The sequence below is a fragment of the Synechococcus sp. RC10A2 genome (assembly GCF_047502605.1).
The window spans coordinates 32,202-44,663 of sequence record NZ_JANSHP010000129.1 but is presented as its reverse complement, the minus strand read 5'-3'; the positions used below and the strand labels follow the sequence as shown (position 1 = coordinate 44,663).

General features: G+C 60.3%; 10 protein-coding genes. 4 read left to right on the top strand and 6 right to left on the bottom strand.

Annotated features, from left to right (window positions below):
- A complete protein-coding gene (locus NW848_RS17255; protein ID WP_099812932.1) occupies nucleotides 1–525 on the top strand; it encodes a GNAT family N-acetyltransferase in 525 nt (174 codons plus the stop codon).
- A 3-nt stretch (nucleotides 526–528) separates the two neighbouring features.
- Complete coding sequence (locus tag NW848_RS17250) at nucleotides 529–1,239, top strand: esterase/lipase family protein (RefSeq protein WP_011430989.1); 711 nt, start codon at nucleotides 529–531, stop codon at nucleotides 1,237–1,239.
- Between the two features lie 6 nt (nucleotides 1,240–1,245).
- On the opposite strand, the gene psb29 is transcribed toward NW848_RS17250, so the two are convergent.
- Nucleotides 1,246–1,965, bottom strand: a complete 720-nt coding sequence (psb29, locus tag NW848_RS17245; RefSeq protein ID WP_011430990.1) for a photosystem II biogenesis protein Psp29 — start codon at nucleotides 1,963–1,965, stop codon at nucleotides 1,246–1,248.
- 152 nt (nucleotides 1,966–2,117) lie between these two features.
- Between psb29 and proB the strand changes: the two genes are divergently transcribed.
- Nucleotides 2,118–3,233, top strand: coding sequence for a glutamate 5-kinase (gene proB, locus NW848_RS17240; protein WP_414511371.1), 1,116 nt, complete (start codon nucleotides 2,118–2,120; stop codon nucleotides 3,231–3,233).
- Nucleotides 3,234–3,237: 4 nt separating this feature from the next.
- On the opposite strand, the gene arsJ is transcribed toward proB, so the two are convergent.
- The 4 genes from arsJ to NW848_RS17220 form a co-directional block, all read right to left on the bottom strand.
- On the bottom strand, nucleotides 3,238–4,524 hold the full coding sequence (gene arsJ, locus NW848_RS17235) for an organoarsenical effux MFS transporter ArsJ (RefSeq protein WP_011430992.1): 1,287 nt from the start codon (nucleotides 4,522–4,524) through the stop codon (nucleotides 3,238–3,240).
- Nucleotides 4,525–4,561: 37 nt separating this feature from the next.
- A complete protein-coding gene (locus NW848_RS17230; RefSeq protein WP_011430993.1) occupies nucleotides 4,562–5,572 on the bottom strand; it encodes an ArsJ-associated glyceraldehyde-3-phosphate dehydrogenase in 1,011 nt (336 codons plus the stop codon).
- A 245-nt stretch (nucleotides 5,573–5,817) separates the two neighbouring features.
- A complete protein-coding gene (gene murI, locus NW848_RS17225; RefSeq protein WP_011430994.1) occupies nucleotides 5,818–6,696 on the bottom strand; it encodes a glutamate racemase in 879 nt (292 codons plus the stop codon).
- Nucleotides 6,697–6,846: 150 nt separating this feature from the next.
- Nucleotides 6,847–8,718: an N-acetylmuramoyl-L-alanine amidase gene (locus NW848_RS17220; protein WP_011430995.1), complete on the bottom strand. Its 1,872-nt coding sequence runs from the start codon at nucleotides 8,716–8,718 to the stop codon at nucleotides 6,847–6,849.
- A gap of 270 nt (nucleotides 8,719–8,988) precedes the next feature.
- Between NW848_RS17220 and NW848_RS17215 the strand changes: the two genes are divergently transcribed.
- Entirely contained in the window at nucleotides 8,989–9,981 is a 993-nt protein-coding gene (locus tag NW848_RS17215) for a hypothetical protein (protein ID WP_240527936.1), read from the top strand.
- Nucleotides 9,982–10,036: 55 nt separating this feature from the next.
- Here NW848_RS17215 and NW848_RS17210 read toward each other — a convergent pair whose 3' ends face one another.
- On the bottom strand, nucleotides 10,037–12,328 hold the full coding sequence (locus NW848_RS17210; protein ID WP_414346236.1) for a DUF1796 family putative cysteine peptidase: 2,292 nt from the start codon (nucleotides 12,326–12,328) through the stop codon (nucleotides 10,037–10,039).
- Between the last annotated feature and the right edge of the window lie 134 nt (nucleotides 12,329–12,462).

Genomic DNA, 12,462 nt, shown 5'->3' with positions numbered 1-12,462 from the left:
ATGAGCTTTTGGAAAGGCCTGTTTGGGGCAGCAGGGGCCGCTACAACCAAAGAGCCGGCGCAAACAGCCAAAGCCGACCGTCGCCAGGAAACGTTGGCGGTGGGGGGGGAGACTATTGTCTTTAGCCTGGATCCCAACTTGGATCTGTATGAGCTGGAGGAACTTTGCGATGCAGTAGGGTGGTCGCGTCGCCCCATCCACAAGGTTAGGAAAGCCCTGCAACACAGTTTTCTGGTGGTGTCGATGTGGCAGCAGCGGGGCAGCTACCGTCGCCTCATCGGCTTTGCCCGCGCCACCTCTGACCACGCCTTCAATGCCACCATCTGGGATGTGGTGGTGCATCCTGAGTTTCAGGGCCGGGGGCTGGGCAGGCGGCTGATGGAAAAGGTGATCCACGAGCTGCGCGCCCAAGACATCAGCAACATCACCCTCTTTGCCGACCGCGATGTGGTTAGCTTCTACGAGCGGCTGGGCTTTACGCCCGACCCGGAGGGGATCAAGGGCATGTTCTGGTACCCCCGCTAGCCCATGGCTGCTCTGCCCACGGTGATCTTGCCCGGTTATCTGGCGGGCGCCTCTGAGTATGAGCCTTTGCGTCGGGAGCTGGAGGCCCGCGGTTACCCGGCTCGGGTGGTGCCGCTGCAGGTGCGCAGTTGGCTGCCTACCCTGGGAGGAAGGCCCGTCACGCCCATCTTGCAGGCGCTGCAGGCCACGATTCGGCGTACCCAAGCCGAGTTTGAAGTGGACCGGGTTAACCTGGTGGCCCACTCCGCGGGCGGCTGGATTGCCCGCATCTACCTGGGATCCGTGCCCTACGGGGGGCAGGTCTGGCAGGGGCGGGAGCACGTTTCCACCCTAATTAGCCTGGGATCCCCGCACACCAGCCGGGAGCGCTGGACAAGGCGCAACCTGGACTTCGTTAACACCCACTACCCGGGAGCCTTCTGGCCACAGGTCAAATACGTCTGTGTGGCGGGCAAGGCCATCCAAGGGCGGCGCGTGGGCCTGGGATCGCTATGGCGGCAGGAGCATTATCTGGCTTGGCTGGCCTACAACAGCTACCGGCTTACCGCCGGCCAAGGGGAGCTGTGGGGAGATGGCATCACCCCCATCGAGGCCGCCCATCTGCCAGGGGCCATCAACCTCACCCTTCCCGACTGTCACCATTCTGGTCGAGGCGGGCGGCGCTGGTACGGCTCGCCTGAGGTGGTGGACAGGTGGGCCCCCTATTTGGTCTAGGGGGTTTTAGCCGCTGGACTCCCTGCGATCGGCGGCGGGAGTCTCGGGCAGCGAGGCGGTGGATTGGCGGCGCTCCTGTTGGCGCCGGGCCGCTTTCACCATCTCCTCGACGATGGCCCGCGCCTGCTTCAGGCGATCCAAGTTGCTGCGGTAAAGCTCCAGATCTTTTTTGACTCGCTCCGGCGAAAAGGGTAGGTTGCCGATCACGTCCTCCAGAAAGTGGCGGGTGCGCTCTTCCGGCTCCTTGTAGAGCGAGGTGGCCACCGCTTCGTAGGCCGTGTAGAGGCCAACCGCCAAAACTCGGCTGTAGGCGTAGGGGGGCTGGGTCATGCGCTGCAAAATCGCCTTCAGCCCGCCCACATCTTCTGCCTCCGGCTTGAGACAGAGCAGGTTGTATCGCTGGACGGGATCCCCGCTGCGCATCAGCTCCAGCAGGTCGCGGGCGTTCTTGCGCAACACCTCCGGCTTCAGGTGCAGCGCCTTGCAGAGGGCGTTGAAGATGGCCTCGCGCTGCTCTGGGGGATGGTAGGCTTCCATCAGGCTGTCGTAGAGAGTAACCAGACCCAGGGCAAAAAAAGGATCGTAGACGAAGGCGCTGTTGACGGTGGTCAGGTGCAGCTCCACCAGCAACTCCTCCACCACTCGCCGGTAGGCGGCGTTGATCGGACGAGGGTAGGCGCTGAAAAAGGCCGCTTTGGTGGCGGAGAGGGTACGAACAGGGTTCACAGGCAGAGAAAGAGAGACCTTGAGGCAGATTTATTGCTTTCCTCTATTGTCCCCTGCAGCGACTCTGAGGGCAAGCAAGGGCCCCGGTTCCGCTATGGTGGGATACGGATGGGGAACCCTGGCTGGATCGAACAAGTGGATCGAATGAGAAGATGGCAGCAACAGAGGGAACAGTGGTGGTGAAGATCGGCACCTCCAGCTTGACAGACATGCAGACGGGCTCGCTGCGCCTTTCCGTGCTGGGGCCGCTGGTGGAGGTGCTGACTCGGCTGCGCAGCCAGGGCTATGCGGTAATCCTTGTCTCCTCCGGAGCGGTAGGGGTAGGCTGTGCCCGCCTGGGCCTGCGCCAACGACCCACGGCAATTGCAGAAAAACAGGCGGTGGCAGCAGTGGGGCAGGGACGGCTAATTCGCCTATACGATGATCTCTTCTCTGCTCTCAACCAACCCATTGCTCAGGTGCTGCTTACCCGCGGCGACTTTGTGGAGCGCAGCCGCTATGTCAATGCCAATCGCACCTTTGCCCAGCTGTTGCAGATGGGGGTTATCCCTATCGTCAACGAGAACGATACGGTGGCAGTGGAGGAGCTGAAGTTTGGTGACAATGATTCCCTCTCTGCCCTCGTGGCCAGCATGGTACAGGCCAAGTGGCTGATCCTGCTCACCGACGTGGACAGGCTCTATTCGGCGGATCCCCATCGGGACCCCTCCGCCGAGCCGATCGAACGGGTGTGGCGCGGGATGCCGCTGCAGATAAAGGCGGAAGCCCAAGGCAAAAGTGGCTGGGGCACGGGCGGCATGGCCACCAAGCTCACGGCGGCTCAAATCGCCACAGCCGCCGGCGTGACGGTGGTGATCACCAACGGCAAACGGCCCGATCAGATCCCGGCCATCTTGGCCGGAGAGCCCATCGGCACCCGCTTTGAGCCAGCTCCCCAGCCCGTTAGTGCTCGCAAGCGGTGGATTGCCTACGGCCTCATCCCCGAGGGATCCCTGACTCTGGATGAGGGAGCTGTAAGGGCAGTCTGTGAGCAGGGGCGCTCGCTGCTGCCGGCAGGGATCACCGACGTTTCTGGCGACTTTGAGGCAGGGGCAGCCGTGCGCCTGTGCGATCCCAGCGGGCGAGAGGTGGGGCGGGGCCTAGTCAACTACAGCGCCGAGGAACTGCGGCGGATCAAAGGCAAGAAAACCGCCGAGATCCCCTACATCTTGGGCTACGAGGGAGTCGATACAGCGGTTCACCGGGATAACCTGGCCCTGCTTGACTAACACCTCAATCCCCCGGCTTAACCACCCACTCCACGGGGGTTTTGCTGGGATCGGGCAATTTCAGCGAAAACAGCCCTGCCATCAAAATCAACAGGGTGGAAAACCAGAGGCAGCCCTCCAGACCGTAAAGCTGGAAGAGGATCCCCGAAGTCACCGTCCCCAGCAGGCGCCCACCGGAGTTGGCCATGTAGTAAAAGCCCACGTTGAGGGCGACATCGTCATCCTCTGTGTAGGCCAGTACCAGATAGGAGTGCACCGCCGAGTTGAAGGCAAAGACGATCCCGAAGAGGATGAGGCCGCCGGTAACCACCCATTGCGGCGGCAGGCCGGCCATAAAAGCGGTAGCAATGAGTGCCGGCACCGCCGTCAAGGTGAACGTCCAGATCTGGATGGTGCGGGCCTTGGGGGCGCGACCCGGGCGACCTCCTCCCAGGAGCTGGGGCGCCAGGAACTGGATGATCCCATAGCCAATGACCCAGAGGGCCATGTAGCTGCCCACCTGCATAAAGCTCCAGCCTAGGCTGTCGTAGAGGAACACCGGCAGGGCCACCACAAACCACACATCGCGCGACCCAAAGAGGAAAAAGCGGGCGGCTGAGAGGAGGTTGATCTCGCGGCTTTTGGAAAACAGCCGCTTGAAGGGGATCTTGGCCTTGACCTTGCCCATGTCCGCCGGCAGCAGGATCCCGGAACAGAAGATCAAAGCCAGCGCCCCCGCCTGGACGAAATTGGCCATGCGGAAGCCCATGGGATCCCCGTAGATCTCAGTGAAGATCTGCAGCAGGGCCGCCCCGACGAAAAACCCTACCCCCTTGAGGGCGTTTTTGGATCCCGTCAGCATGGCCACCCAGCGGAAGAGGCGGGACTCGGCCTCCTTGGGCACCACCAGGCGGATGGCGCTTTTGGAGCTCATCTTGGTGAGATCTTTGGCGATCCCGGCCAGGGCTTGGGCCGTCATCACATAGGCCACCTGGCCCCAGACCGGCCATTGCAGGTTGATCACCCCCAGCATCACCAAGCCGAAGATCTGGATGGCGATGCCCCCGTACAGCGTCAGCCGCAGGCCAAACAGGGATCCAATCCAGCCGCCCAGAAAGTTGGTGATCACCCCAAAGATCTCGTAGAAGAGAAACAGCATGGCAATCTGAATCGGGGTGAAGCCCAACTTGTGGAAGTGGAGCAGCACCAACATGCGGATGGCGCCGTCGGTGAGGGTAAAGCCCCAGTAGGCAGCCGTTACCAGGGCATAGTTGCGCACGGCGGCAGCTTGGGCGCTCGAGACAGCAGTCATGGGCAGGCCTCCAAGGGGGATGCTTCAAAAAACGCTTCTATAAACTGAGGGCCACCTTGCGGGCCAATTCCGCCATGCGGTTGGCGTAGCCCCATTCGTTGTCGTACCAGGCCAGGATCTTCACCTGCGTGCCATCTACCACCATGGTGGAAGGGGCATCCACAATGCTGGAGCGGGGATCCCCCTTGAAATCCACCGAGACCAGCGGCAGCTCCTCATAGCCAAGGATGCCCTTGAGTTCCCCCTCGGCTGCCGTTTTTAAGAGATGATTCACCTCTTCCACCGTGGTGGGCCGCTTTACCTCGAACACCGCGTCGGTCAAAGAGGCATTGAGCAGGGGCACGCGCACGGCAAGGCCGTTGAGCTTTCCCTTCAGCTCAGGGTAGATGAGGCCGATGGCCTTGGCCGAGCCGGTGGTGGTGGGCACCAAAGACAGCAGAGCCGAGCGGGCCCGCCGCAGGTCTTTGTGGGGGGCATCCACCATACTTTGGGTATTGGTGACGTCGTGGACGGTGGTGATCACTCCGTGCAGGATGCCGATCCCCTCGTGGATGACCTTTACCAAGGGGGCCAGGCAGTTGGTGGTGCAGGAGGCGGCTGTGAGCAAATGGTGGCGAGCGGGGTCGTAGAGGTGGTCGTTGACGCCCATGACGATGTTGAGGGCCTCTTCATCCTGGACGGGGGCAGCCACAATGACTTTGCGCACCCCTGCTTTGAAGTAGGCATCCAGCTCTGCCGCCTTGACGAATTTGCCCGAGCACTCCAGCACCAGGTCGATCCCCAGATCCGCCCAAGGGACTTCGCCGGGAGATTTGAACTCGCTGAAGGTAAGGGTTTTGTCTTGGATGCGCAGCCGTTGCTCAGATGCCTCGATGTCGGTGTTCCAGCGGCCCTGCACTGAGTCGAACTTGAGCAGGTGAGCCGCAGTAGCAGGCCCACCTTTGATCTCGTTGATGTGGGCAAACTCCAGCTCCGGCCAACCCCAAGCCGCCCGCAGCACCAAACGCCCAATGCGGCCAAAACCGTTGATACCCACCCGTGCCGCCATAGATCCCCTCCCCCCAGCCGAATCTCGCCTAAAGCATACCAGAGCTAACTCGGGGTTATCAAGTTAAGGAGAATCGGCCAGGCCCTGGGCAACCTTGCACTCTTCCAATTCCAAAGCCACCCAAAGGGCCTTTCCCTGTCCCTTGCTCCGTGTCGACCTGGCTGCAGGCAGGGAACCTGTGGGATCGCTGCAGCAACAGGGGGGCAAGTAGGGCCAATTTGCCTGGGCTGGCCTGCTGCTCTCGCCTAGGGCCGGCGGGAGTTGTTGACGTCCAAGGCCGGCCATTCCACCCGTTCCACCTGGGGTCGAAAGCCCAGCCAAGGAGTGGCCAACTGGGCAAACCGCTCCGGATCCCCACTCACATAGAAGCGGTGAGGTTCTGCCTGGCTAGCAGTTGAGGGTCGGCGCAGGCCCCAGAGGCTGAGTTCCCGGGCCAGGGATCCCACCAGCGCCACGCCGGGATCCACCCGTCTGACCGAAGAGGGCAGCAAGGACTTCAGGAGAGGATCCAGCAGCGGGTAGTGGGTGCAGCCGTAGACGAGGGTGTCGATCCCCTGTTGCAGGAGCGGCTGCAAATAGCGTTCAGCCGCTTGGCGCAGCTCGGGGCCGTCCAACTGGCCGGCTTCGATGAGGGGGACGAACTCCGGGCAGGCCTGCTCCCAGCACTGGACAGGTTGGGGAAAGCGCCGGGGATCCAGGGCGCTGTACTCTTGAATGGCCTTGGAGTAGGCGCGGCTTTTGACCGTGGCTGCCGTGGCAATGACCCCAATGCGGGATCCCTGGGCCAGGGCCGCCTGGGCGCCGGGCAGGATCAGCCCCAGAATGGGCAGGGCAAACTCCTGCTGCACCTGCTCCAGGGCCAGCGCCGAGCTGGTGTTGCAGGCCATCACCACCACCTTCACCGGCTGCGCCTGCATCCAGCGGAGGATCTGCCGCACAAAAGTCAAGATCTCCTCGGCGGAGCGATCCCCATAGGGCAGCCGCGCCGTGTCGGCAAAGTAGACAAGGCGCTCCTGGGGCAAGCGACGGCGCAGGGCCCGCCAGACGGTGAGCCCGCCCAAGCCACTGTCAAACACCCCAATTGGCCAACTGGGATCCGGATCTGATCCCCACTCCCAACGCATGCTCCGTTCTCCTCAACACCTTGGCTGAAGCTGCTGTATCCTACCCTGCTTCCGAGAGTCTCGGCGACAGCTTCCCTACCCTGGGACTTCGTCCCTTCACGGAGTGGGCCGTAGGGGCGAACGGCTCAAACCAAAGATCCGACCGAGTCCCTATCTTTGGCGGCTACGCAGAAAGGCCTCGATGCCCTCGGCAATGGCCCGCGCCAAAATGGCCTGGTATTCGGGGGTAGCCAACTTTCGCCCTTCGGTTGGGTTGGTTACATACCCCAGCTCCAGCAGCACCGAAGGCATGCCCACCGGCGTTTCCCGCACCATGAAGAAGCGGGCCCGTCGCACCCCCCGGTCGGCGGCGCCGCTGGCCCTCACCAAGCTGCGGTGCAAGACCACAGCCAGCTCGGCGCTGTCGGGCCGCAGGTAGTAGGTCTCAATGCCGTGGATGCTGGAGCGCTCTAGAGCATTGGCGTGGATGCTCACCAGCAGAGTGGCGTTGGCCTGCACGGCCATATCCACCCGCGGCTGCAGCAGCACTTCCCGGTCGTCGGTGCGGGTCATCACCACCTCATACCCCCGCTCTTGCAACAGGTGTCGTACCTGGTGGGAAACGGAGAGCACGATGTCCTTTTCCTGGATCCCACCCACCCCAATGGCACCGGGATCCCGTCCGCCGTGGCCTGGATCGATGGCGATGACCGTCCGGCCCCGGCGGGAAGGAAGGGAAGCTTGGGCAGGCGGTTGCGGCTGGGGTGCGGACGGCGGAGCGTGGAGGGGGCGCAGCTCCAGGGTGATGCGGCGGGATCCCTGGCCGGGATTGGGCTCAAAGACGTTGAACTCTTCGGCAGGTTGCACCAGAATGCTGACCGTGCGGGCATCTTCCTGCACAAAGCGGATCCGCTGCACCGGCCCTCCAATTGGCAAGCCGGGATCCGGCAAGGACTCGGGTAGGCGGGCCGGTGCCACGTTGATGCGGTAGCCGCCGCTTTCCGGATCCCAGCCGGCCCGGTAGAACATGAACCCATCGGCGCTGATGATGAGCTGATTCCCCCGCAGCTCCACAGAGCGCAAGGTAGCCAGGGGCCCTTGGGAGTCGGCAGAGCTGAGATCGGGCAGAAGGCTGGCCTGGGCAGCACCCCCGGCGGGCTGGATCCAGATTCCTCCCTGCTGCGGGTCGTAGCGGGCCTCCCAGTCGCCACTGGAAGGATCCACATCCAAGACCACGCGGGCGATGGTGGGCTCGAATTGCCCCACCCGCAGCCGCGAAACCCCCAGGCGGTTGACGGTATAGACCCGCTGGGTGAGGGCGGGGCTGAGGGTGGTGTTGAGAAAATCCACCACCACTCGATCCGGATCGAGGATGCGCCGCACCGTGGTGGAAGGGCTACCCTGAGTGCGGATGAAAAAGCCCTCCGCTTGCGGAGAAATGGCCAAGATCCGATGGCTGGAAGGGGAGGTTGCAGGAGGAGAGAGTGGGCTGGCTTCGGGGCGGCGGGGCAGCGGCGGGGACGGTGAGATGGGATCCCTGGGGCCGGCTGCCGAGGGAAATAGCGGTGCTGCTGCGGGCAAGGGCTGCTCGGGTTGGAGGAACTGGACAGCCCAGCGGGAGGGACCAGCCGTGAGCAGTTGCAGTTGGTCGAGGCTGAGAGGCTGATCCGGCTGCAGGTGCAGCACAAAGCGAGTGATCGTTGGGGTGAACTGTTTGATCTCCAACGAGGTAACCCGCCCCGGAAAGGTCTGGGTTTGGGGCTCCCGCCCAAAGAGAGTGTTGGGAAAATCCAGCACTACCCTAGGAGGGTTTTGCAGCACAAACAGAAAAGGACGCACCTCTCCCTGGGTGTTGACCTCTAGCCATCCCCGCTGCGGGTCGTAGTGCCAACTCTCGATGCGAGACAAGCCAGGAACGGCGGTCAGCTCTGCTTGAGCGGGCAAGGGGGAAAATAAACCTGCTCCGGCCAAGCCCAGCAGCAGCGTTGCCCCCCACAGAGAGCTCTGCCTAGACAGTTTGGGCTCCCGTTCCAATCCAGGCATGAATTGCACCCACTCCGGCACACCTGCTGCCCTCAACTATACCAAGCTCCCCCCAGAGCGGCCTGAGAGGGAGCGCAATTTCGCCGTTGCCAGTCGGCCCAGGCCACAATGGGTAGGGATCCTCGTCCTGCCTCTGGAGTGTGGATGTCCCCCCTACCTGATCCCCTCCCCCTGGCCCGCGCTGGGGACAGCCAAGCGATCCTGCGGGTGGTTCGGGCAGAGCTCCTGAAGTGGCGCTGGCCCGCGCAAGTGTATCTTGCCGACAACACCTTGCGCATCGACCTGCTGGGATCCCCGTCCCAAAGCCCCTCTCCGCCGGTTGTTGTGGCCCGGCTGTTTTTGATGGTGAAGCAACTGCGGATTCCACGCCTAGAGCAATTGGAAATCCGCGCTTTCTGTGGCTCTCAGTTGCTTTGGCAGCGCAGCCTGCGTTTGAGATCCCAAAAGCGATGGGATCGGTTTTCTTTTGATAGCTGGGCGATAAATATCTGGGCTTACCCAGTTGCATTTGTGGTAGCCCTGCTGGTAAACAGCATTGCCCTATTGGAGTTGTTACATTTGCCTTGGCACATTTGGATTCACGAGCTGGGCCATGCCAGCATTGCCTGGTGGAGCGGGCATCGAGCTTTGCCCTTACCTTTTGGCTGGACCAGCATCAGTCCGGAAAAGGATCCCTTTGTGTACTTTGGGATCCTCTTTTTGCTGAGCTTGCTATTCTGGTCGACCCGCAAGGAGCGGATTCGATGGCTACAGGCATTGGTTGTTGTTCTTGCGCTGCTGCAGTTTTATATGACCTGGCTAATGCCCAATCGCACCAAAGAAATGCTAATTACCTTTGGCGGCGTGGGCGGCGAGTTTTACATCAGCACCTTCTTGATGGCCTGCTTTTATCTTCGCTTGCCAGATCGCTGGCGGTGGGACTTTTGGCGATTCGTCGTTCTGGGAGTTGCAGCCAGCAGCCTCTGGAGAAGCTTTTGGCAATGGCACAGAATCCAAAAAGGGCTAGCTCCGATCCCGTGGGGAACTCTGCTGTGTGGCCAGGGGGATGCTGGTGGGGATATGAACCGCTTGGTTGATGATTTTGGCTGGAGTGCCGACCAAATTATCCAGACCTACAAATGGTTAGGGAACTTGTGCATTTTGTTTATATTGGGCTTGTATATCGTATTTTTATTGCGAATGAACGATGGGATTTGGCTAAACCTACAAGCAAGGCTGATCCTCTGGGCTGATGCTCTTTCTGTGCCAAGCAAACACCGCTGAGGTAGGGCAGAGCAGGATCCTACCGGCATCGCATTCTAGGTAGGATCTCAGGCAATTAAGCCGGCTGGGGAGGACACCAGAAAAGATTGCGGCTGGAAACTCCCAGAGAATGGAGGATCTCTCTCATGATCTCTGTGCAGTACCGCCAATGCTCGGGATCCGCACACATGCGGTCGGGGTTGAACTCCATATCGTAGTGGATGACATTGGGGATCCCGGCAAACTCCTCTGAAGGCTGAGGGGAAATGATAAGGAGTAGGAAGGGCTTGCCCTTTCGCTTAGCGGACAATTTATCCATCAAGTCGATCACCGCGCCCCGCTGACAGCCGCCTGTGCGCACGAACAAGATCTTGTCCGCCTTTTCCAAGACATATAGAAAGCGCTTGGCGCGAGCTGTATAACGAGTCCGCATCCGCTCATGGATTGGATTCATATTCTGCAGGGGGTCTTCCCCCTCTTCCACCTCATGGCCGAAAGAAAGACCTGTCCACTTGCTGTGATAAATTCGCCTGTCTTCAGGGCTGTAGTGCAAATATTGCGGATCCCACATGCCCTGAAACTCGTGGTGGATCATATCGGCTACATCCGCTAGGTTGCTGGTGCGGGTTAGATCAAACGGAAAGGCAGGCCCGTCGTATTCCAACTTGTAGAGCAGCATCCGCACCGCACAGCGATCCCCCAGGGGAACAACAGCAACGCGATGAATATCAGATAAGGCGCATGTGTATTCCAATAGCATGACCGAGTTGGGAGCAGCCTTGACCCGGCTTTCCAACCCCCCCTCTCCAATCATCAACGTGCGAAAGGGAGCATCGCGATAGAGGGGATCCTCATAAACGCCTGTTGGCAGAGCTTTGAGGGCAGCCCGCACTTCTTTCCACATAGGGTGGATGTTGTACTCATAGCTGCTTTGGTTAATCACACACAGGCGGGGCTTGGGATCCAAGCCGGCGGATGGGTAGCTAAGTTTGAGGAGTGTTAGAGTCCCGTCACTAAAGACTATTTCTGAGGATTCCGGAGAGAAAAAATCGGCTGCCGGAGAAAAGACAAGGTCGGCATCTGGGGGAATGGAAAGGGTTGTTTGAATCAAGCCATTCTCATGAATGGAGAGGGAGTACAAAGGTTGATCTTGCCCTTTCTCACCGCTTTTACCAATATATAAGCCTGGCTGTAGTCGAGCTTCTTGAAAAGCAGCTTGTAAAGATTGCCAAGTCGGTGTCAAGGTGTAATCATAAGGAGTAATATTAACAAGGCGGAATCGATTCTGACCCTCCAAGGCCGCCCAAAAGCCAGAGGGATCCTCAAAAATCAGCTTTTCTTTGGATGATGCCAGCTTTAGGGGGGCTGACTTCACAGTGTTGGGATCAAAAATCGAGAGGTCAATAGCCGCAAACATGAGTTGGTGCCCCTTGGTATTAGGGTGGGCCGCGTCAAAAGCCAGATCTGGCTTCCAGCGCCCCTGGCCATCGTCTAAGATGGGCAGCCAGTTGAACACGGGGCATCCCCAACTGAGCATCCTTTGCTGAGTTTCCTGCAAAAGCAGATGCTGTTCTAGGCCGTAGTCTGCATGGGGGTAAACCCCTCCCAAAACTGGCAAGGCTCCAATGTCTTGAATTCGCTGAATTAACCGCTGCAGGCCGTTTTCAAACCGCCTTTGGACGGCACGGCGATGCTCCGGCAGAGCCGTGGCCAAGCCTTCATTTCCCAAAGACAAGGCAACAATAACGACATCGGGATGTTCAGGGATCACCACCTGCTCAAATCGGGCCAGGGTTCGGCTGACGTTTGCCCCCAATTCGGAGAGGTTCCGCACTTGATGGCCATAGCGTTCTCGTAGAGCTTTCTGCAACAGCCAGGCCCATCCTCGCAACAGCCAGGCGCTGCACCCCAGGGCCACCGAACTGCCCAAGACGACTATCTTCAGTCCCGGACAATCTTCGGGCTCAGGCTCGCTCACCGGCAAGGCAAAATAGCCGTATGGATAGAAAGGGATCCGGCCAAACTCGCCATCTTCCACGATCAAAACTGCCGGCAAAGGTTCCGGCTCAAGCGGCACCCAGCGATTCCTATCGGCGGCTTCCCAAATAACTTCGCCATCGGCCTGAACGCGCAGGTACCGGTACTCCAGTCGAGGGGTTTCTTCGAGTCCCTCCCCAGAGGACAGTGGGCTAGAAGTGCCATCTGCCGGGCCTAATGGCAACTCCACCCACCAGAGCGGGTAGCGATCGGGATCCGTCTGCAGCCAAACACAGCGGCAGGGATCCCAGGCGCCCAGTTGAGGGCTGGATCCCACCAGGGCAATTCGATCGCCGGGCTGAGTGGTGGCGCGAACTTGAAAGCGATACATTTTCCGAAGGAGAGGGAGAGGAACCTATTCTGGATTTGCCGGTAGATAGACAGGCTTGATCAGTTGGCTTATTACCCTGCCGACAACTGGTAAGAGAAAACAAAAGCTGCGATCCAGTTCCGCCTTGTCTGGCC

What these genes read in the sequence shown, in the direction of transcription:
- murI (WP_011430994.1), bottom strand. Translation starts at nt 6,696, where the DNA reads ATGCGTTGGGAGTGGGGATCAGATCCGGATCCCAGTTGGCCAATTGGG.
- NW848_RS17250 (WP_011430989.1), top strand. Translation starts at nt 529, where the DNA reads ATGGCTGCTCTGCCCACGGTGATCTTGCCCGGTTATCTGGCGGGCGCC.
- NW848_RS17230 (WP_011430993.1), bottom strand. Translation starts at nt 5,572, where the DNA reads ATGGCGGCACGGGTGGGTATCAACGGTTTTGGCCGCATTGGGCGTTTG.
- NW848_RS17255 (WP_099812932.1), top strand. Translation starts at nt 1, where the DNA reads ATGAGCTTTTGGAAAGGCCTGTTTGGGGCAGCAGGGGCCGCTACAACC.
- arsJ (WP_011430992.1), bottom strand. Translation starts at nt 4,524, where the DNA reads ATGACTGCTGTCTCGAGCGCCCAAGCTGCCGCCGTGCGCAACTATGCC.
- NW848_RS17210 (WP_414346236.1), bottom strand. Translation starts at nt 12,328, where the DNA reads ATGTATCGCTTTCAAGTTCGCGCCACCACTCAGCCCGGCGATCGAATT.
- NW848_RS17220 (WP_011430995.1), bottom strand. Translation starts at nt 8,718, where the DNA reads ATGCCTGGATTGGAACGGGAGCCCAAACTGTCTAGGCAGAGCTCTCTG.
- proB (WP_414511371.1), top strand. Translation starts at nt 2,118, where the DNA reads ATGGCAGCAACAGAGGGAACAGTGGTGGTGAAGATCGGCACCTCCAGC.